Source organism: Sorangium sp. So ce1014, assembly GCF_051521505.1.
Classification (GTDB): Bacteria; Myxococcota_A; Polyangia; order Polyangiales; family Polyangiaceae; genus Sorangium.
In genome coordinates this window covers 7,035,089-7,055,685 of record NZ_CP150356.1, presented here as the reverse complement: position 1 = coordinate 7,055,685, position 20,597 = coordinate 7,035,089, and the positions used below count along the sequence as shown (strand labels likewise).

Below are 20,597 nucleotides of genomic sequence, written 5' to 3'. Positions count from 1 at the left end.
CTTGCCCGACGGGCGGGAGTTTTGGTCTATGCTCGTGCGGCCTGCGGGCGCTCCGCCCGCTGCTGACGGGGAAAGGAGCCTGCGATGAAAGAGGGATCGGTCGCGCCGAAGGAGCGCGTGAACATCACGTACAAGCCGGCCACGGGCAACGCGAAGGAGGATGTCGAGCTCCCGCTGAAGCTCCTGATGCTCGGCGACTACACGCAGCGGGCGGATCCGCGGCCCCTCGAGGACCGCAAGCCCATCAACGTGGACAAGGACAACTTCCAGAAGGTCATGAGCGAGCAGAAGCTCGCGCTCGCCTTCAACGTGAAGGACGTCCTCTCCGAGCAGGAGAACAGCGAGCTCACGGTCAACCTCAAGTTCCGCCGGCTGAGCGACATGGAGCCCGAGGCGATCGCGAACCAGGTGCCGGAGCTCAAGAAGCTGCTCGACCTGCGCGCCGCGCTGACGGCCCTCAAGGGGCCTCTCGGCAACGAGAAGGCGTTCCGCAACAAGATTCAGCAGATCCTGAGCGACCCGGCTCAGCGCAACAAGATCGTGAGCGAGCTCGGGCTCGAGAAGGAAGGGGAGTGAGCGATGGCGACGGAGACACAGGCCGCGGGGAGCGCAGGCGTCCAGACGCTCGAGGGAGGGTCCCTGCTCGACGAGATCCTCGCCGAGACGAAGATGACGCCCGGCGACGAGGGGTATGAGATCGCCAAGCGGGGCGTGCAGGCCTTCATCTCGGAGCTCGTCGCCCCGCGGCGCGAGGGCGAGAAGGTCGACAAGGCCTTCGTCGACGCGCTGATCGCGGAGATCGACGTCAAGCTCTCGCGGCAGATCAACGAGATCCTCCACCACCCCAGCTTCCAGAAGCTCGAGTCCGCCTGGCGCGGCCTCAAGTTCGTCATCGACCGCTGCGACTTCCGCGAGAACGTGAAGGTCGAGGTGCTCAACTGCTCCAAGGAGGACCTCCTCGCCGATTTCGAGGACGCCCCCGAGGTGCCGAAGAGCGGCCTGTACAAGCTCGTCTACTCGGCGGAGTTCGGCCAGTTCGGCGGCAAGCCGGTCGGCGCGATCATCGCGAACTACGATTTCGGCCCGGGTCCGCAGGACATCGCGCTCCTGCAGAAGTGCGCCGCGGTCGCGACGATGTCGCACGCGCCCTTCATCGCGGCGGCGGGGGCGCAGTTCTTCGGCCTCAAGGACTTCATGGGGCTGCCCAACCTGAAGGACCTGAAGGCGCTCTTCGAGGGGCCGCAGTACACGAAGTGGAACGCGTTCCGCGAGACCGAGGACGCGCGCTACGTCGGGCTCGTGATGCCGCGCTTCCTGCTCCGCCTGCCCTTCGGCGCCAACACCGTCCCGGTGAAGGCGTTCAACTACGAGGAGGACGTGGTCGGCCAGCACGACGCGTACTGCTGGGGCAACGCGACGTTCGCCTTCGCCACCCGGCTCGCCGACAGCTTCGCCAAGTACCGCTGGTGTCCGAACATCATCGGCCCGCAGGCGGGCGGCTCGGTGGAGAACCTGCCGCTCCACCAGTACGAGGCGATGGGCGAGATCCAGACGAAGGTCCCGACCGAGATCATGCTCACCGAGCGGCGCGAGTTCGAGCTGTCCGAGGAGGGCTTCATCGGGCTCACGTTCCGCAAGGACTCGGACAACGCCTGCTTCTTCTCGGCCAACTCGGCGCAGAAGCCCAAGTTCTACGGGCAGAGCGACGAGGGCAGGGCGGCCGAGATGAACTACCGGCTCGGGACGCAGCTGCCGTACATGTTCATCATGTGCCGCATCGCGCATTACCTGAAGGTGCTGCAGCGCGAGCAGATCGGGACGTGGAAGGAGCGCGCCGATCTCGAGAAGGAGCTGAACGACTGGATCGGCCAGTACGTCGCCGATCAGGACGTCGTCTCCGCGGCGACCCGCGGGCGCAGGCCGCTCCGCAAGGCGAAGATCATCGTGACCGAGGTGCCGGGCAACGCCGGCTGGTACAAGGTCGACATGCAGGTGCGCCCGCACTTCAAGTACATGGGCGCATTCTTCACGCTGAGCCTCGTCGGCAAGCTCGACAAGGAGTGAGCGGCCGGCCACGGCACCGCGCAGCGCGCGCGGTGCCAGGCCGCGCAGCGCGCGCAGTACCAGGCCGCGCTCTCGCCGCCCGGGCGACAGCGCGGCGCACCAACCCCCCGGATCGCCGCTGGTACGAGCCCGCCCGCCGGCGTAGGCTCGCGCGATGAGGAAACTCTCACGGATCTGCGTGTATTGCGGGTCGAGCCCCGGCGCGTCGCCGGCCTACCGCGCGGCGGCCGTGCGGGTCGGGGAGCTCCTTGCCGCGCGCGGGATCGGGCTCGTGTACGGGGGCGGCCGCGTGGGGCTGATGGGCGCGGTCGCCGACGCGGTGCTCGCGCGCGGCGGCGAGGTGATCGGCGTCATCCCCCACTTCCTCAACCAGCGAGAGATCGAGCACCGGGGCCTGACGGAGCTCCACGTGGTCGAGACGATGCACGAGCGCAAGGCGAAGATGGCCGCGCTCTCCGACGCCTTCGTCGCCCTGCCAGGAGGCATCGGGACGCTGGAGGAGCTGTTCGAGGTGTGGACCTGGACGCAGCTCGGCTCTCAGGAGAAGCCGGTCGGGCTGCTCGACGCCGAGGGGTACTACCGCCCGCTGATCGCCTTTCTGGATCACATGGTGGCCGAGCAGTTCCTCAAGCCCGGCCACCGCGCCATGCTCCAGGTCGAAGGCGACGCAGTGGCCCTCCTGGAGCTGCTCGCCGCCTGGCGCCCGAGCGCCGAGTACAAGTGGATGACGCCCGGCGAGAGATAGGCGCCTCGCTCGATGTCCAGAGACAGCCCGACGAGGGGGGTGGCCGGATCTGAACATGAAGGCGGGAAGGCGGGAAGGCGGGAAGGCGGGAAGGAAAGATCAATGATCTTCCTGCCTTCCCGCCTTCATGGGATTCACTCCGGGGCAGACTAGGCCACCTCGACGAGCGCAGCGCGCGCCGTCGAGCCGCCGGGCAAGCGCGAGCTCAGCTCGGCTTCCTCTCGCTCTCGTCCAGCTGCCCGTAGGCTTTCATGACCTCCTGCGGACCGCCGAACTCGTCCACGGGGAGGTTCTCGAGCACCTCGATGATCTCCTTCGGCGCTCCGTTGCTGCGCGCCGTGGCGACGAGATTGTCCTTGTCGGTCGGGTAGTGAGCGCCCTTCAGGTAGTTTTGAACGTTGGCCGGAGCCGTTCCGCCGAGTCCCCGTGTCATGGTGTCCTCCTGCCCGCCCTCGCTGGCGGCGCTCTGCTGATCAGCAATGCGCGGGCCAGGACCGACGGCCGCGCATTGCGGCAGCGCCCGCCGGGTCGCGAGCGGTCGTGTCCGAAAGGTCGCTCGCGCGGAGAGAGCACGGCATCGGACGCACTGTGCTCTGCTGCCCGTGGCGCGATGCGCCTCCGGAACCGCGGGATCCCTCGAGACGGGCGATACGGGCGCGCAACCCCGGCAGCGCGGTCCTCCAGGCTCCCAGCGCGATGTGCATTCCGTCGACTCGAGTCTTTTTCTCCCGCTCTCTGAACGGAAGTCCGGCAAGCGTTGTGCATCCACAACCATGCTCGCCTCAGGAGGCGCCTTTCCGGGCGCAGCGCAGCTGCATACTTTGTGAAGCTCCAGCAGGGCACGCCCGAGCGCGACGCATTTTGCCCCATCTGTGGCAAGTTCGTCCGTCCTGGCGTCCAAGGAGCACAGCGCGGGTGAGAGTACTTCGCTGTTCAGCGCTCTGGTCAGGTCATGTGGCGGATTGCCGCGGGGGTTCAGGGCGGCGATCCGCCTGGTCGCGATGTCTCCGTCGATGGCTTCATCCCGGCGTCGGTCCGTAAGTTGCTAAAGACCCGGCGCGGATAGGTTCCCATTTCCACAAACATTGGAGACAAGATGAAGCAGGCCGGGCCCGATCTCATCTGCTTGTCGCACCTGCGCTGGAACTTTGTCTTCCAGCGGCCGAACCACTTGATGAGCCGCTTCGCGCAGGAGAGGCGGGTGTATTTCGTCGAAGAGCCCGTGTTCGAGGACGGGCCTCCGAGGCTCGAGGCGAGACACATCGAGGCCAATCTCACCGTCGTCGTACCCCACCTCCGCGACGGCACCGAGCAGGAGGAGGCCCTCGCGCAGCAGCGCCGCCTGCTCAACTCCCTCGTGCGTGACCAGGACATCCGGCAGCCGATCCTCTGGCTCTACACGCCGATGTCGCTGCCGATCGCCGCCGACGTGGAGTCGTCGCTCGTCGTCTACGACTGCATGGATGAGCTCTCCGCCTTCCGGGGCGCTCCGCCGCTGCTCCGGGAGAGGGAGCGCGAGCTCTTCGCGCGCGCCGATCTCGTGTTCACGGGCGGCCAGAGCCTCTACGAGGCGAAGCGCGCCCAGCACCCGTCCGTGCACGCCTTCCCGAGCAGCGTCGACGCGGCCCACTTCGCGAAGGCGCGCGGGCAGCCCTCGGATCCGTACGACCAGCGCCACATCCCGAGGCCGCGCCTCGGGTTCTTCGGCGTCATCGACGAGCGGCTCGACATCGCGCTCGTCGCCCGCGTCGCCGAGGAGCGGCCCGACCTCCAGCTCGTGATGCTCGGACCGGTGGTGAAGATCGACCCCGCCTCGCTGCCCCGGCGGCCGAACATCCACTGGCTCGGTCAGAAATCCTATCAGGAGCTTCCGGCCTACCTCGGCGGCTGGGACGTCGCGATCATGCCGTTCGCGCTCGACGAGGCGACCCGGTTCATCAGCCCGACGAAGACGCTCGAGTACCTCGCCGCGGGCAAGCCGGTCGTCTCCACCGCCATCCGTGACGTGGTCACGCCGTACGGCGAGAAGAAGGCAGTGCACATCGCCGAGGCCTCCACGTTCGTGGCCGCGGTCGAGGCGGCGCTCGCAGGGCCGCGAGAGGCGCACCTCGCGATCGCGGACGAGATGGTGAGCGCGACGTCATGGGACAAGACATGGCGCTCGATGTCGAAGCTCATCACTGAGGCACTCCAGTCCAAGCGTTCGGCGAGCGTCCGGACGGAGGGGAACGTACCGTGTTCGACTATCTGATCGTGGGTGCTGGGTTTGCCGGCAGCGTGCTCGCGGAGCGGCTCGCCTCGCAGATGAACAAGTCCGTCCTCCTGTGCGACAAGCGGCCGCACATCGGCGGGAACGCGTACGACTGCTACGATGATGCCGGGGTCCTCATCCACAAGTACGGCCCTCACATCTTCCACACCGCGTCGCCGCGCATCTTCCGCTACCTGTCGCAGTTCACGGAGTGGCGCCCCTACGAGCACCGCGTGCTCGCGGACGTCGACGGCAAGCTCGTCCCGTTCCCCATCAACGTGGATACGGTCAACGCCCTCTACGGCACCAGCTACTCACCCGCCGAGGTCGAGGCGTTCTTCGCGCGCGTCGCCGAGCCGATCGAGCGCTGCCGCACCTCCGAGGACGCGGTCGTCAGCAAGGTGGGCCGGGAGCTCTACGAGAAGTTCTTCCGCAACTACACGCGGAAGCAGTGGGGGCTCGACCCGTCGGAGCTCGACGCCGCGGTCGCCTCGCGCGTGCCGGCGCGCACGAACTACGACTCTCGGTACTTCACGGACGAGTTCCAGGCGATGCCGCTGCGCGGCTACACGCGGATGTTCGAGAACATGCTGGATCACAAGAACATCCGTGTCCTCCTGAACACCGATTACCGTGACATCATGAACGAGGTGAACTTCAGGGAGATGATCTACACCGGACCGGTAGACGCCTTCTTCGACTTCCGCTACGGGAAGCTTCCCTACCGCTCGATCGAGTTCAAGGTCGAGACGCATGATAAGGAAGTCTTCCAGCCGGGCGCGGTCATCAACTACCCGAACGAGCACGCCTACACCCGCATCACCGAGTTCAAGTACCTCACGGGACAGCAGCACCCGAAGACGAGCGTCGTGTACGAGTTCCCGCAGGACGAGGGCGACCCCTACTACCCGGTGCCGCGGCCCGAGAACGCGGAGCTTTACCGGAAGTACAAGGCCCTCGCCGACGCGACGCCGAATGTGCGCTTCGTCGGGAGGCTCGCGACGTACCGGTACTACAACATGGACCAGGTCGTGGGTCAGGCCCTCGCCTCCTTCGACCACATTCGCGGAGCCAAGCTCGACGAAGCGGCGGTGACCGTCGCTGCCTGAATAGACCCATGCCTCGACAGCACCTCGCACAGATCGGTATTCCAGGTTCGGCGCCGCCGCCGACCGACAGCGGCGGCGGCGCCCGCGGCGCCCGCGGTTACCCGCGCCCTCTGCTCCGGCGAGAAGACTGGAGCTCGCTCGACGGGGCGTGGGAGTTCGCCCTCGATCCCCGGGCGGAGTGGTGCTCCCCGGCCGACGTGCGCTTCGACAGGACGATCGAGGTGCCGTTCGCCCCGGAGACGCCGCGGAGCGGGATCGGCGAGACCGGCTTCTACAAGGCCTGCTGGTATCGACGGCGGGTCAAGGTGCCGGAGCTCGGCACGTCCGAGCGGCTCGTCCTGCACTTCGGCGCCGTGGACTACCTGGCCAAGGTGTGGGTCGACGGCAGCTTCGTCGGCGAGCACGAGGGCGGTTACACGCCGTTCGAGCTCGACATCACCGAGCACGTGAAGGGGCGCGAGGGCGTCACGATCGTGGTGCAGGCCCACGACGATCCGAACGACCTCGCGAAGCCGCGCGGCAAGCAGGACTGGAAGCTCGAGCCGCACTCCATCTGGTACCCGCGGACGACGGGGATCTGGCAGACCGTGTGGCTCGAGCGCGTGCCGCGCATGCACGTCGAGTACCTCCGGTGGACCCCGAACCTCGAGCGGTGGGAGATCGCGGTCGAGGTCCGCGTGGCCAACGCGCCGGTGGAGGGCGCCCGCGTCGGGGTGCGGCTGCGCGTCGGCGACGTGACGATCGCGAACGACCAGTACACGGTCGTGGCCGGGGAGGCCCACCGGCGCATCACGCTCTCCGACCCCGGCATCGACGACTTCCGCAACGAGCTCCTCTGGTGCCCCGAGCGCCCGACGCTCATCGACGCCGACATCGTCCTCTACGATCAGGCCGGGATGACGATCGACCGCGTGAAGAGCTACACGGCGCTGCGCTCGGTCGCCGTCCGCGGCGACCGCTTCCTCCTGAACGGGCGGGCGTACGTCCTCCGGATGGTGCTCGACCAGGGCTACTGGGACGGGACCGGGATCACCGCGCCCGACGACGAGGCGCTGCGCCGCGACGTCGAGCTCACGAAGCAGATGGGCTTCAACGGCGCCCGGAAGCACCAGAAGATCGAGGATCCGCGGTACCTCTACTGGGCAGACAAGCTCGGCCTGCTCGTCTGGGAGGAGATGCCGAGCGCCTACCGGCACACGCGCAAGTCGATCGAGCGGCTCGCGCGGCAGTGGCTGGAGGCGATACGGCGGGACATCAGCCACCCGTGCATCGTCGCGTGGGTGCCGTTCAACGAGTCGTGGGGCGTCCCGAACCTCCCGGACAACCCCAACGAGCGGCACTACGTGCAGGCGCTCTATCACCTCACGAGGTCGATGGACTACACGCGGCCGGTCGTCGGCAACGACGGGTGGGAGAGCGTGGCGACCGACATCATCGGGATCCACGACTACGACCCTTCGCCCGAGCGCATCGCCCGCCGCTACTTCGCGCACGACGTCGTGCCCAAGCTGCTGAAGCGGGAGAGGCCCGGGGGTCGCGCCCTCGTGCTCGACCCGTCGGTCAGCCACGAGACGGCGATCATGCTGTCGGAGTTCGGCGGGATCGCGGTCGCGCCCGGCAACGGGGACAGCGGCACGTGGGGGTACTCGGCGTGCAAGACCCCGGAGGAGTTCGCCGAGCGCTATAAGAAGCTCATGAAGGTGATCAACTCGCTCGAGCTCCTCGCCGGCTTCTGTTACACGCAGTTCGCCGACACGTACCAGGAGGCGAACGGCCTCCTTTACGCCGACCGCACGCCGAAGTTCCCGCTGCACAAGATGGCGGCCGCGACGCAAGGGATGCCGTTCGTCGGCCCGAACGAGACGCCCTCGATGCTGAGCGACGGGGGGCTGGCGGACATGCCCGCGCTGGCGGACATGCCCGGGCTCGCGGACATGGGTGCGCCGCGATGACGGCGCGCGGGCAGGGCTTCGAGGCCCTCTTCGGCCGTCCGGCGAAGCTCCTGGCCGATGCGCCGGGGCGCGTGAACCTGATCGGCGAGCATACGGACTACAGCGGCGGGTACGTGCTGCCGACGGCGATCCCGCAGAGGACGCGCATCGAGATCGCGCCGCGGGACGACGGGCTCATCCAGGTCGCGACGCTGAGCGTGGACGGCGTGGACGGCGGCGCGCGGCTCTCGTTCCGCGCCGGCGAGGAGTCGCGCCGCGGCCTGTGGCTCGACTACGTGCAGGGCATCACCGCGGTCCTCCGCGGCCGGGGCGCCTCGATCCCCGGCTTTGACGCGAGGATCGAATCGACGGTGCCGCTCGGCAGCGGCCTGTCGTCGAGCGCGTCGCTGCTCGTGGCGCTCGCCCGCGCCCTGCGCGCGATGCTCGGCCTGTCCATCGACGACGTGGAGATCGCCCGGATCGCGCACGCGGCGGAGCACGACTTCGTGGGCGCGCCCGTCGGGATGATGGATCAGATGGCGGTGAGCCTCGCCGACGAGAGCACGGCGCTCTTCATCGACACGAGGACGCTCGCGTTCGAGCGCATCCCGCTGCCCGCGGAGGCCGAGCTGCTGGTGGTGGACTCCGGGGTGGCGCACCAGCACGCGAGCGGCGACTACAAGACGCGGCGCGCCGAGTGCGAGCGCGCGGCGGCGGCGCTCGGCGTCCCGCAGCTCCGGGACGTCGACGCGGCCGCGGCGCCGCGCATCGCGTCGCTCCCGGCGCCGCTCGACCGGCGGGCGCGCCACGTCGTGACCGAGAACGCCCGGGTGCTCGCCGCCGTGGCCGCGCTCCGCGCCGGGGATCTCGGCCGCCTGGGCGAGCTCTTCGACGCGTCGCACCGGTCGATGCGCGACGACTTCGAGGTGTCGGTGCCGGCGGTCGACGATCTCGTGGCGAGCGCGCGGGCGCAGCCGGACGTCTTCGGCGCCCGGTTGACCGGCGGCGGCTTCGGCGGCGCGATCGTGGCCCTGGTGAAGCGCGGGTGCGCGGCGAGGGTGGGGCGGGCGGTCGTGGAGGCCTACGCGCGCGCGCCGAACCGCCGGGCGACGGTGCTCGTGGGCGGCCTCGTCGCATGAGCGAGCGCGCCGGGCTCGCGCTCTGGGCCGGCGTCGAGTGCACGGTCAACCGCGTCGGCGACCGGTACTTCAACCAGCTGGAGCGCACCGGCCACCACGCGCGCATCACCGACCTGGACCGGCTCGCGGAGCTCGGCGTCACGGCCGTCAGGTACCCCGTCCTGTGGGAGCGCACGGCGCCGAACGGCCTGCAGAGCGCCGATTTTTCCTGGGCAGACGAGCGGCTCCACCGGCTGAGGGAGCTCGGCATCGACGTGATCGTCGGGCTGGTCCATCACGGCAGCGGGCCGCCGTGGACCAGCCTGATGGAAGACAGCTTCGTGAGCGGCCTCGCGGAGCTCGCCGGGGCGGTGGCGGAGCGCTACCCGTGGGTGCGCGATTTCACGCCGGTCAACGAGCCGCTCACGACAGCGCGCTTCAGCGCGCTCTACGGGCACTGGTACCCGCACCGCCGGGACTCGGCCTCCCTCCTGCGCGCGCTGCTCGTCGAGACGCGCGCCACCCAGGCCGCGATGCGCGCGATCCGGCGCGCGCGCCCGGACGCGCGCCTCGTGCAGACGGAGGACCTGGGCGCGACCGCCAGCACGCCCAGGCTCGCCTACCAGGCCGCGTTCGAGAACCACCGGCGCTGGCTGAGCCTCGATCTGCTGTACGGGCGCGTGGACGCCGCGCACCCGCTCCATCAGCACTTCCGCGACTGCGGCGTCGCCGACGAGGAGCTCGCGCGGCTCGCGGCGGAGCCCTGCCCGCCGGACGTGATCGGCGTGAACTACTACCTGACGAGCGACCGGTTCCTCGATCACCGCCTCGAGCTCTACCCCTCCTGGACGCACGGCGGCAACGGGCGCGACGCGTACGCCGACGTGGAGGCGGTGCGCGTCCGGGAGGAGGGGATCTTCGGCCACCAGCACGTGCTGCGCGAGGTGTGGCAGCGGTACGGGACGCCGATCGCGATCACCGAGGTCCACCTCGGGTGCACGCCGGACGAGCAGGTCCGCTGGCTGATCGAGGCCTGGGAGGGCGCGCGCGCGGCCCGCGCGGAGGGCGCCGACGTGCGGGCGGTGACGCTGTGGTCGGCCTTCGGGGCGTACGACTGGGACAGCCTGGTCACCCAGGCGCGCGGCCACTACGAGCCGGGGGCCTTCGACGTGCGCGGGCCTGCGCCGCGGCCCACGGCGCTCGCGGCGGTCGCGAAGGAGCTCGCGTCCGCCGGCCGCACCGAGGACCCGCTCGCCGGGGCCCCGGGCTGGTGGCGCCGCGACGAGCGGCTGCTCTACCGAGCGCCCCAACCCGTACGTCGTCCCCGGGTCTGACGGGGGTCTTTCCGGAGAGCGGCGGGGGCGCGCCCCATCCGCCCCATCAGAGCACCCGCGCCAGGACCACGACCGAGTAGCCGACCGCCGGCTGCTTGCCGGGGTTGTTGTACGAGTGGCGCTGATCGCCGCGGAACACCGCGACGTCGCCCGAGCCGAGCGTGAACCGCTCGCCGCTCACCACGAGCTGGAGCTCCCCCGACTCGCACGTCAGGTACTCGCGGGTGCCCGGGGTGTGCGGGACGCCCGTCATCCTCCCGCCCGGGGGGATCTCGATGCGATCCATCTCCATGCCCGGGATCGGATCCGGCAGGAGCTTGCGGACGAGCGCCTGACCGGGAGAGCGCGTGGGCAGCGTGTCGCGCGCATAGAGCTGGCATATCGCGCGAGGGGCCGAGAGCATCTCCTCGATCGAGACCTGGAGCGCGGCGGCGGCGCGGTGCAGGACGCCGAGCGTCGGGTTCGCCGCGCCGGACTCGAGGTGCGCCCAGGTCGCCCGCGGCACGCCGGCGAGCTTGGCGAGCTGCTGCTGCGTCAGCCCGCGGGCCTCCCGCAGCTGCTTGATGTTCTTCGCGAGCCTCCCCGCGAGCGCGGCGTCCTGGTCCATGCCCGGAGATTAGCACGTATCCAGGATATTGGAGCCAACTCCAACAGGTGAGCCTGCGCGGATTAACCTGTGGGTCGAGGAGGAATTCACGATGAACAACGAATCGACCGGAAGCGACGCGCTCATCCAGGCCGGGGCAAGCCACGAGCCGCCTTCCCCGCGCGCGGCGGGGGACGGGCCGTTCGCGCCGCGCGCCGCGCTCGTGACGGGGGCGAGCCGCGGGCTCGGCGCCGCGCTCGCGCGGGAGCTCGCCCGGAGGGGCGCGAAGGTGGTGCTTATCGCGCGCGAGCGCGCGCCGCTCGAGGCCGTGGCGGCCGAGATCACCGCGCAGGGCGGGGTGGCGCACGCGCTCGCGGCGGACATCGGCGACAAGGGGCAGACCCACGCGATCGCGGGCGCGGCGGCGGCGCTTGTCGGGCCCATCGATCTGCTCATTCACAACGCGAGCACGCTCGGCCGGACGCCGCTGCCGATCCTGCTCGACACCGAGTGCGAGGATCTCGGCCGCGTGCTCGAGGTCAACGTGGTCGGCCCGTTCCGCCTCACCAAGGTGGTCGCGGGCGCGATGGCGCTGCGGCGGCGCGGGGTCGTGGTCCACATCAGCTCGGACGCGGCCGTGAACGCCTATCCGCGGTGGGGCGCTTACGGCGCCTCCAAGGCGGCGCTCGATCACCTGAGCCGCACCTGGGCCGCCGAGCTCGAGGGCATGGGCGTCGCGTTCTACGCGGTGGATCCCGGCGAGATGAACACGCGGATGCACGCTAAGGCCATCCCCGAAGCCGATCCGAGCACGCTGGCCGACCCCGCGGACGTGGCGAGGCGCATCGTCGCGCTCGTCGCCCGCGCCGGTGAGGCGCCGAGCGGCGCGCGCTTCGAGGCCGCGCGCCTCCCGGAGGCGCCATGAGCCCCGCCGTCTGGCCTCGCGACAACCCCCTTTCGGAGCGGCTCCTCCACGTGGACCCGCGCCTCGGGCGCCTGCGCGACGCGCGCATCGCGGATCTGCCCGCGCTCCTCGAGCCGGGCGATCTCCTTGTCGTCAACGACGGCGCCACGCTGCCGGCCTCGCTCCAAGGCGCGACCGGGCGCGGCGCGGCGGTGGAGGTGCGCCTCATCGGCGAGCTGTCCGAGGGGCGCTATTCGGCCCTCCTGTTCGGCGCCGGCGACTGGCACGCGCGCACCGAGGATCGCCCGGCGCCGCCCGCCCTCGGCCCGGGGGACGCGCTGACGTTCGGCGACGACCTGTCGGCCACGGTCGAGCGCGTGTCGTCGGCCTCGCCGCGCCTCGTGGAGATCGCCTTTCGCGAGCGGGGCGCCCCGCTCTGGTCGGCGCTCTACCGGCGGGGGCGCCCGATCCAGTATGCGTACGTCGCGGCCCCGCTCGAGATCTGGCACACGCAGACGCGCTACGCGGGCCGGCCCCTGTGCGCCGAGCTCCCCTCGGCCGGACGGCCGCTCGTGTGGGGGCTCCTGCTCGAGCTTATCCGCCGCGGCGTCGGCGTCGCCTCGCTCACCCACGCGGCCGGGATCTCGTCGACCGGCGAGCCGGCGCTCGACGCGTTGCTCCCCTTGCCGGAGCGCTTCGAGATCCCGGAAGAGACGGTGGCGGCCGTGCGCGAGGCCAGGGCGTGCGGGCGCCGGGTCGTCGCGGTGGGCACGACGGTGACGCGCGCGCTGGAGGGCTGCGCCGCCCAGAATGGCGGTGAGCTCCGGGCCGGCCCGGGCGTCACCGATCTGGTCCTCCACCCCGGCTTCCGGCCGAGGGTGGTCGATGGGCTCCTGACCGGCGTGCACGACCCGACAGAGAGCCATTTCCGGCTCCTCGAGGCGTTCGCGCCGGCCCCGCTGCTCCACCGCGCCAACGCCTACGCCGAGCAGGCGGGGTATCTTTGCCACGAGTTCGGCGACTCGTATCTCGTCCTCAGCTGAGCTCCGGGCGACGGAAGATCATCCCGCGGAAACGTCGCGTTGTAGCGCGGGCTCGCGGCCAGCCGCCTGGATCTCCCGGCCCCCCTCGTTCATTTTCCGCAAGCTCAACCTCTGAAAGCTAGCCGCCGGGCTCCCTCGCGCGGTGCACACGAGTTGCCAGGTGGGCGCTGGGTCTGACATGCTGAGCCGCATGGTGAGGCAGGTGCTGGGGTGCGCGTTGGGTGTGTTCGTCGTTCAAGGCTGCCACAGCGTCCCTGACGGACGGCGCTCCGAGAAGACGGTTGACACCGGCACGCAGAAGGTTCGAGCCATCTCGGCCGACCTCGCCACGACGTGTGCGCTGCTGACGAGCGGCGAGGTGACGTGCTGGGGCGGGGGCAACCGCGACGGTCAGCTCGAGCCACCAGCGGGGCCGTTCACGCAGATCGCCTTCAGGGGCGACCACGGCTGCGGGCTCCGTCCCGACGGCGGCCTCGGGTGTTGGGGTGACAACGACGGCGGAAAGCTTGACCCACCCGCCAGCCGATTCGCGCAGATCTGCGCCGGCGCGTATCACAAGTGTGGGCTCACCAGCGCGGGCGCTATCGAGTGCTGGGGCCAGCTCAGCCGCGGGCTCGACGACCACCCGGCGGCGAGCGGCTTCACGCAAATCGTATGCGGGCAAACCTTGAGCTGTGTGCTCGACGCAGCGGGCTCCGCCACCTGCTGGGGCGAGGCCCGGCTCGATCCGCTCATGGTCCCAGCTGGGGAAACGTTCTCTCAGCTCGCGGCCGGCGACTACCATGCGTGCGGGCTACGCGTTTCCGACGGCACGGCGGTGTGCTGGGGCGATGACGAGCACCAGCAGCTCACTGCGCCGACGGGCGCCTTCTCCGCGCTTACCGCCGGCAACAGCTTCTCTTGCGGGCTCGAGGCCGACGGCGCGGCAACCTGCTGGGGAGAGCGGCCGACCGTCGTCGATGGCGAGCAGGTGTTCATCTCCATGGAGTCGCGACCCAACGACCGCTTTATCAGCATCGAGGGCGGCGTCTTTCACGCCTGCGGCATCAAGGCGGATCAGACGATTACTTGCTGGGGTGACAATCTTTACGGTCAGATCGAGGCGCCGTAGCGCGCCGCTGCGGCGCCTCGAGCGATTCAATCGCGGCGCGCGCTCACTGAACGTGGATCTCGCGCCCAGGGGGCACGAGCGAGCCGCGGCGCACGAGGTCGAGCGCGGGGCGTCCGGTGGTGCAGCGCGCACCGTGCGCGGTGCAGGTTCCCGCCGTGCGCGGTGCAGGGCCGGTCGTTCGGAGGTCCTCGGTGGGGTCGACCCGGCGCGGAGGCTCCTCGGATGCCGGTGGACCGGTCGGGACCTATCCATTTGTATGAAAAAATTCAATTTCTTCGGTTGGGACCTTCGTTCAGGCCTGAAAGGATCACCGGCGATGGGTCGCGACCTTTCCGCGGCCTCGTAGCGAGCGCCGGCGCTTGTCGTGACCTCCGTGGCACCTCCTTTTCAGGCGGCCGGGTTGGTCTCGAGCCGTCGCAAACCTGCGGGCCGCCTGACGAGCTCTGCCGCGTCGCCGTCTCCTGACCGGAGATTCTGTACCCCGGACGAGGAGGTCTTTGCGATGTTGAAGCACTCCAACCCCGCCGCATCGCCTCAGGAATCCTGGCAAATTTCGTCACGAACTGAGGGGCTCCATCAGGTACTAAGCCCATCATCGAGAATCGCCGCGCGCCGTCTCAGAAGTCATACTGCCTGAAATAATCGACGTTGACGTAGGTCCCGCCGCTGACTGGCTCCTTCTGGTTCAGGGCTTTCACCATAACGGTATGTACACCGGAGGGCATGTCATGCAGCGTGAATTCACAATGGTACACATTGCCTGGGTCATACAAGCTGTATGGTGCCAAAATACTGTCCATCCCAGTAGATCGCCGCCTTGCCGGCGTTCCTCATCTTGCGGTAGCCGTACGTTATCGTCGATGACCATCCGCCCGGGGTGTTGAAGGTATGGGACACCTTGTACTGACCGACGGTTTGTTGGCCGCACAAAGTGCCGCCCGCGGGTGCTGGTAACACCCCGGGCGGCGTGGCCGAACCCCGCTCACACGAGGTCCGACATGCTGACCGTAGTTCGCCCGCCGTCCGCGGGCCAAGGGAGCGGCGCGCCCGAGTGCCGCCGCTCGCCCGCAGCCCTCCTCCTTACAGAACCTGAGATCCGCCGGCCGCGCACGCTGGCCGGCATCGCCTGCGGCTCGCCCGCGCTCTTGTTGCTCGCCGCGCCTGCCTGGCGTGCTCCCGTGGCGCGCCTGCTCCGCGCACCCGTCCCTACAGTCGGCGGGAGGAGCGGATGACGGCGCGGCGGAAGGGGGCTCGCCGCCGCCTGCCGCACGACATCCCCGGAAGCGCCCGCCGATGCAGGCGATCCTCGCGGAGCGCGGCATCGTGCGCGCCACGCTTGCCGGCATCCCGAAGCGCGACCGCGCCGACGTGGAGCAAGAGGTCTTCCTTGGCGCGTGGCGAGCGATCCGGCGCGGCAAATACCGGCCGGACCCGAAGGACAAGCCGCGCGACGCGCTCCGCAAGTGGCTGCACGGCATCGCGTGGCGCCAGGCGTCGAAGTACTTCGAGGCGGCGTACGTGCGGCGTTTCATCCTGGACCCGCAGCCGCTCGGCAGGCTCCGCGCGGTCGTCGGTCCGAGCCTCGACGCGCAGATCGAGGCGCGCGACCTGCTCAGGGCGATTGAACGGCTGGAGCTGCGCCATCGGGAGATCCTCCTCGCTGTCGACGCCCCGGAGACGCTCTCCGCCTACGCCGCGCAGCGCGGGATGAGCCCGTTCACCGCGGCGAGCCGGCTCCGCATCGCTCGCGCCATGCTGGCGCTCAAGATCCGGAGGTGGCGCCGATGAACGACCGCGAGACGCGCCGCGTGCTAACCACCGAAGACCTGACCTACCTGGCCCAGCGGGCGCGCGCCCTTGAGCCCTACGCGCTCGGCATCTGGGAGCGCGACCGGCTCTGGGCCGTCGTGCTCGCCGCCCAGATGGAGGCGAGGACCAGAGCCGAACGCGAGGCCGTCGCCGAAGCGCGCGGCGCCTTGCAGATCCTAGACGCCATCGAGCGGCACTTCGTCCGGCGCGAGGAGTAGGCGCACGCCCGACGGGGCGCTGCGCGAGGTCGCCGTGCAAACTCGGCCGAGGGGTGGCGAAGTAGCCTCGCTCTGCCCCGTCATCCGAGCGAGCGCCAGCGCTTCCCGTCTCTCAGCGCTGCTATCAACCGTATGCCTTCCGTACGTCTGGAAGTTGCGCCTTCACGTCGTACAAGGTATGGCACGCTACCCGAGCACGCCCTCATGACTCAAGCACTATTCCCACAGCGAATCGAAAGGCTGTACGCGAACGAACTAACCCACGAGGGAACTGTGCCTGTCGCTTGCACATCGATAGCCACGTATGCCAGCGACTGGTCCTCCCCCGCTTGCGCGGACAGTTTCACTATGCCGCGAACGCGGTCACGTAGGTCTTCAATTCGAACTCGATCGGGCTCATGTAGGCGAGCCGTGAATGCCGTCGTTTCAGGTTGTAGAAGTTCTCGATGTAGTCGCCGATCGACGCGATAGCGGCCGCTCGCGTCGGGTAGCGCTCCTGCTCGACCAGCTCCGCCTTCAGCGTCGCGAAGAAGCTCTCGGCCACGGCGTTGTCCCAGCAGTCGCCGGCGCGGCTCATGCTCGGGATGAGCCCATGCGCCCCGAGCACCCCGCGGTAGTCGTCGCTGGCGTAGGGGCTACCGCGGTCCGAGTGGTGCACCAGCCCAGGCGCTGGACGGCGCGCCCTCAAGGCGGGCGTCAGCGCGGCGAGCGCTAGGGCGCGATCGTTGGTCGCGCTCGCGGACCAGCCGACCACACGGCGCGAGAACAGGTCCAGGATCACGGCCAGGTACAGCCAGCCCTCGCCGGTGGGAATGTACGTCACGTCGGTCACCCAGACTTGGTTGGGGGCTTGGGTGTCGAACTGCCGCACGATCACGTTCGGCGCGATCGGGCCGTTGTGCCGCGAGTCGGTGGTGCGGCGGAAGCGCCGCGTCCTGCACGCTGCGAGCCTTTGAGCACGCATCAGCCGTGCGACCCGCTTTTTGCCGACATGGATGCCGCGAGCACGCAGCTCGGCGTGCACGCGCGGGCTGCCGTATCTGCCCCGACTCTTTTGGTGCACGGCCCTGATATGCGCACCAAGCAGCGCATCGGCCTTGGCCCGCGGGGATTCCGAGCGCTTGGCCCATGCGTAGTAGCCGCTGCGCGCGACCTGCAGCACCGCGCACAGTACCAGCACCGGGTAGTGCACCTTCTCCGCGTCGATGAACGCGAACTTCACTCGCTCTCCTTCGCGAAGAAGGCCGCCGCTTTTTTTAAGATGTCGCGCTCCATCTCCAGCCGCTTCACATCGCGGCGCAGCCGCTGCAGTTCCTCACGCTCCGGCGTCGTCAGCGCCCCCGACAAGCCGTGGCTCGCGTCGATGTCCGCGCGCTTGATCCAGTCGCGCAGCGCCGTCTCGGTCAGGTCGAGGTCCTTCGCCAGCTGGCCGATGCTCCGGTCGCCCGCCTTCGCCAGCCGTACCGCCTCCGCCTTGAACTCGGGCGTGAACGCCCTCCTCCTTCTCCGTCCCATTCCTGCCTCCTGGTGCCTCCGGGGGTGTCCACGGAAGCGGGGGAGGACCACCTTTGCTGCCCTCCCGCCACGGGGATGCAAGCAGCGTGCACCTCGGACCTGCTCCCCGCTCTAGTCGAACTGAAGGAGGAGCTTGCACGTCCGGCCCCCAAACCCGCCGCACCGCGAGGAGTACAGGGAGCGCATGCAAAGCGGGGACGGCTCACAGCGCAGCGCAGCCGCGTGATTACCGCCTATACGAAAGGCATGATCTCGGAGAGCGATCTACAGTCGCAGCTCGAACGCATCGATCGCGATTTGGTGCGGCTCGCGATGTTGGTCGAGGATGCGGAGCGCGCTGCGAAGGTCCCCGACCCCGAGGCGCGCCGGAAGGCGCTCGCGAACGTTGCCGAGCTCTCCCGTGCTTGGTCTGCCCTCGATGTCGCCGCACGACGGGAAGTGGTAGACCACCTCGCCCGGAACATCCGACTGCGAGCAGGGGGAGCGCCAGAGATCGAATGGCGCACCGCCGACGAGCTTGCCGAGGACGCCGAGCAAGGCTCTACGAAAGATCCCGTTGGCCCGCACGTCGACGGATGCGCGTCCACGCTCTGAGTCTGCATCACTACCCGAAGTGTCAAGGACCGCCCACTCGGATCGCGACTGGTCGTGTAGGCTCGCCTCCGAGGAGGACCGGGGCCAGGCAGAGCGCGCCAGGCCACCACGGGCCCGCCACGCACCGGCGCAGGGCTCTTATGCTCGCGGTCTGGCGAGCTACTCGAACGCGCTCCACGTCGGCCGCCCTCAATAGCCCGCACCGCGCCACCCCGCTCCGGCTCGACGCCTCGCCCGCCGCCGCCCTCGACCCCGTGCCCCGTGCCGCGCTCCTCGACCCCGGCGAGCGCGCCGCCGCGAACCCGCCCCCGTTCCCAGCGCGCCGCCGCCACCACGGGCACCGAGCTCGCCGCGGAGTCGTCAGTGGGTGGCGAGCCCGTCGAGCCGCCGCCGCGCACCGCGAGCGCGACGCCGAGGCGCACCTGGTCGAGGCAGAGCACGCCAGGCCGACCACGCGCGCGCGCCCGCGCCGCGCACGCGCAAGGCACTTGTGCTCGCGGTCCGGCCGAGCACCGCGAGCGCGCGCCGCGTCCGCCGCGTCCGCCGCGCCCTCAAGAGCCCGCACCGCGCCACCCCGCACCCGCTCGACGCCCGGGCCGCCGCCGCCCTCGACCCCCCTCCATGCCAACGTGAGTGAGACATCTGACCCCCGACAGTTTATTGTAGGAGGGCGAGTCCGGATCATAGGATGAAAAACGGTAGTAGTGAACGCCAGCCCACCGCGCCGACAGAGGTATCGGCCAAGCCGCACCGTCGCCGCTTCACGGCCGAGTACAAGCTGCGGATCCTGCGCGATGCGGCGACGTGTACAGCTTCCGGTCGCACCGGCGAGCTCGCTGCGCTCTTGCGGCGCGAGGGGCTGTTCTCGTCGCACCTGACGCACTGGCGACGCGAGCAAGAGCGCGGTGCGCTTGAAGCGCTCGAACCGAAGAAGCGCGGACCGAAGGCCACGTTACCCGATCCGCGCGATCGCCTGATTGAGGATCTCAAGCGCCAGCTCTCCCGGGCCACCGCGCGTGCAGAGCACGCTGAGGCGCTCGTGGAGATTCAAAAAAACTGGCTACCTTGTTGGGGAGACCGCTGGAATAGCCGAGCAGGCAGCCTTCATGGAGACCATCGACGAACATGGCCCCCGCGTCGGCATCGCGCCGCTCAGCAGCGCTCTCGGCGTTTCGCGTGCCACCTACTACCGCCACAAGTCCCCGGTCCATGGGCCGCACAGGCCGCGGCGTTCGCCGCGAACGCTGTCGCCCGAGGAACGCCAGGCGGTGCTCGATCTGCTGCACGAGCCCCGCTTCGTCGACCTGGCGCCGGCCGAGGTCTTCGCCACGCTCCTCGACGAAGGACGCTACGTCTGCTCGATCCGCACGATGTACCGCATCCTCGCCGAGCATGGCGAAGTCCGTGAGCGTCGCGATCAGCTCCGGCACCCCCGCTACGTCGCGCCAGAGCTGCTCGCGACGCGCCCCAACGAACTGTGGTCCTGGGACATCACCAAGCTGCTCGGGCCGGTGAAGTGGACCTACTTCCACCTGTACGTCATCCTCGACGTCTTCAGCCGCTACGTCGTCGGCTGGATGGTCGCCCCGCGCGAGTCCGCCACGCTGGCCGAACGGCTCATCAGCGAGACGTGCGCGCGCCAGGGCATCACGCGTGACCAGCTCACGCTTCACGCCGACCGAGGCACGTCGATGACGTCGAAGTCCGTCGCGCTCCTCTTGGCCGACCTCGGCGTCTCCAAGACGCACTCACGTCCCCATGTCTCCAACGACAACCCGTTCTCGGAGGCTCACTTCAAGACCCTCAAGTATCGCCCTGACTTCCCTGAGCGTTTCGGATGCATCGAAGATGCGCGTGCCTGTTGCGCTGACCTCATCACCTGGTATAACACCGAGCATCACCACGGCGCCCTCGGTCTTCTGACGCCCCACGACGTGCACCACGGCCTCGCCGACGAGCGGACTGCCCACCGTGCCGCAGTCCTCGAGGTCGCCTACGAGGCCCATCCCGAGCGCTTCGTGCGAGGCCTGCCCGTGCCCCGCACCCCGCCACGAGAGGTCTGGATCAACCGGCCCAAGGCGCTTACGACCACCGGGCCTGCACTGTCCTCGGCCACGTCGCCTGCGCCCTGCGCGGGCGACGGTGCCGAGGTGCGGGAGCTCGGGGGCCGCCCCCGACGCGACGGCGTCAGAGCTACAGTAATCTCGGCCAATTGGTGTCTCAATTACATTGACATATTCCGCGGCCGTCGGATGATGAAATCAC

General features: G+C 69.5%; 17 protein-coding genes and 1 pseudogene. 15 read left to right on the top strand and 3 right to left on the bottom strand.

The features are described 5' to 3' along the window. Window positions 1–84 precede the first annotated feature (84 nt). The 3 genes from tssB (at window position 85) to WME75_RS26575 (ending at window position 2,809) form a co-directional block, all read left to right on the top strand. Window positions 85–576, top strand: coding sequence for a type VI secretion system contractile sheath small subunit (gene tssB / locus WME75_RS26585; RefSeq protein ID WP_437476489.1), 492 nt, complete (start codon window positions 85–87; stop codon window positions 574–576). Between the two features lie 3 nt (window positions 577–579). Continuing rightward, on the top strand, window positions 580–2,064 hold the full coding sequence (gene tssC, locus WME75_RS26580; protein WP_437476486.1) for a type VI secretion system contractile sheath large subunit: 1,485 nt from the start codon (window positions 580–582) through the stop codon (window positions 2,062–2,064). 154 nt (window positions 2,065–2,218) lie between these two features. Beyond that, the gene (locus WME75_RS26575; RefSeq protein WP_437476483.1) at window positions 2,219–2,809 is read left to right on the top strand and encodes a TIGR00730 family Rossman fold protein; all 591 of its coding nucleotides are present in this window, start codon (window positions 2,219–2,221) and stop codon (window positions 2,807–2,809) included. Window positions 2,810–3,014: 205 nt separating this feature from the next. Here WME75_RS26575 and WME75_RS26570 read toward each other — a convergent pair whose 3' ends face one another. Next, window positions 3,015–3,242: a DUF2795 domain-containing protein gene (locus WME75_RS26570; protein WP_437476480.1), complete on the bottom strand. Its 228-nt coding sequence runs from the start codon at window positions 3,240–3,242 to the stop codon at window positions 3,015–3,017. 663 nt (window positions 3,243–3,905) lie between these two features. Between WME75_RS26570 and WME75_RS26565 the strand changes: the two genes are divergently transcribed. Genes WME75_RS26565 through WME75_RS26545 form a run of 5 tightly spaced genes read left to right on the top strand, consistent with a single transcriptional unit; the run spans window position 3,906 to window position 10,552 of the window. After that, window positions 3,906–5,060: a glycosyltransferase family 1 protein gene (locus tag WME75_RS26565; protein ID WP_437476478.1), complete on the top strand. Its 1,155-nt coding sequence runs from the start codon at window positions 3,906–3,908 to the stop codon at window positions 5,058–5,060. After that, window positions 5,045–6,169 (top strand): UDP-galactopyranose mutase, encoded by a 1,125-nt coding sequence (gene glf / locus WME75_RS26560; protein WP_437476475.1) that lies wholly within the window; start codon window positions 5,045–5,047, stop codon window positions 6,167–6,169. Before WME75_RS26565 ends, glf begins: the two co-directional genes overlap by 16 nt. Window positions 6,170–6,177: 8 nt before the next feature. Then, window positions 6,178–8,121, top strand: a complete 1,944-nt coding sequence (locus tag WME75_RS26555; RefSeq protein WP_437476472.1) for a glycoside hydrolase family 2 protein — start codon at window positions 6,178–6,180, stop codon at window positions 8,119–8,121. Beyond that, a complete protein-coding gene (galK, locus tag WME75_RS26550) occupies window positions 8,118–9,239 on the top strand; it encodes a galactokinase (RefSeq protein WP_437476469.1) in 1,122 nt (373 codons plus the stop codon). The genes WME75_RS26555 and galK overlap by 4 nt, the downstream gene beginning before the upstream one ends. Then, a complete protein-coding gene (locus WME75_RS26545) occupies window positions 9,236–10,552 on the top strand; it encodes a family 1 glycosylhydrolase (RefSeq protein ID WP_437476467.1) in 1,317 nt (438 codons plus the stop codon). The genes galK and WME75_RS26545 overlap by 4 nt, the downstream gene beginning before the upstream one ends. 46 nt (window positions 10,553–10,598) lie before the next feature. Here the strand turns inward: WME75_RS26545 and WME75_RS26540 are convergent, their stop codons facing one another. After that, window positions 10,599–11,159, bottom strand: coding sequence for a helix-turn-helix domain-containing protein (locus WME75_RS26540; protein WP_437476465.1), 561 nt, complete (start codon window positions 11,157–11,159; stop codon window positions 10,599–10,601). 91 nt (window positions 11,160–11,250) lie between these two features. Here WME75_RS26540 and WME75_RS26535 point away from each other — a divergent pair, with 91 nt between their 5' ends. The 5 genes from WME75_RS26535 to WME75_RS26515 all read left to right on the top strand — a co-directional run bounded on the left by WME75_RS26535 (window position 11,251) and on the right by WME75_RS26515 (window position 16,223). Further along, entirely contained in the window at window positions 11,251–12,063 is an 813-nt protein-coding gene (locus WME75_RS26535; protein WP_437476462.1) for an SDR family NAD(P)-dependent oxidoreductase, read from the top strand. After that, entirely contained in the window at window positions 12,060–13,085 is a 1,026-nt protein-coding gene (locus WME75_RS26530) for an S-adenosylmethionine:tRNA ribosyltransferase-isomerase (protein ID WP_437476460.1), read from the top strand. Before WME75_RS26535 ends, WME75_RS26530 begins: the two co-directional genes overlap by 4 nt. A 178-nt stretch (window positions 13,086–13,263) precedes the next feature. Then, window positions 13,264–14,196, top strand: a complete 933-nt coding sequence (locus tag WME75_RS26525) for an RCC1 domain-containing protein (RefSeq protein WP_437476457.1) — start codon at window positions 13,264–13,266, stop codon at window positions 14,194–14,196. Window positions 14,197–15,489: 1,293 nt separating this feature from the next. Continuing rightward, window positions 15,490–15,984, top strand: coding sequence for an RNA polymerase sigma factor (locus WME75_RS26520; RefSeq protein WP_437476454.1), 495 nt, complete (start codon window positions 15,490–15,492; stop codon window positions 15,982–15,984). Further along, window positions 15,981–16,223, top strand: a complete 243-nt coding sequence (locus WME75_RS26515; protein WP_437476451.1) for a hypothetical protein — start codon at window positions 15,981–15,983, stop codon at window positions 16,221–16,223. The genes WME75_RS26520 and WME75_RS26515 overlap by 4 nt, the downstream gene beginning before the upstream one ends. Window positions 16,224–16,569: 346 nt before the next feature. On the opposite strand, the gene WME75_RS26510 is transcribed toward WME75_RS26515, so the two are convergent. Continuing rightward, window positions 16,570–17,738 (bottom strand): IS3 family transposase gene (locus tag WME75_RS26510; protein ID WP_437476448.1). Its coding sequence is split into 2 segments (ribosomal slippage): window positions 16,570–17,486 and window positions 17,486–17,738, totalling 1,170 coding nucleotides; the frame shifts between segments, so codons are not numbered across the junction. Between the two features lie 222 nt (window positions 17,739–17,960). On the opposite strand from WME75_RS26510, the gene WME75_RS26505 reads away from it, so the two are divergent. Both WME75_RS26505 and WME75_RS26500 read left to right on the top strand, forming a co-directional pair. Beyond that, the gene (locus tag WME75_RS26505; protein ID WP_437476445.1) at window positions 17,961–18,332 is read left to right on the top strand and encodes a hypothetical protein; all 372 of its coding nucleotides are present in this window, start codon (window positions 17,961–17,963) and stop codon (window positions 18,330–18,332) included. A gap of 688 nt (window positions 18,333–19,020) precedes the next feature. After that, window positions 19,021–20,434: pseudogene (locus WME75_RS26500) on the top strand (IS3 family transposase); the annotation flags it as partial. Window positions 20,435–20,597 lie beyond the last annotated feature (163 nt).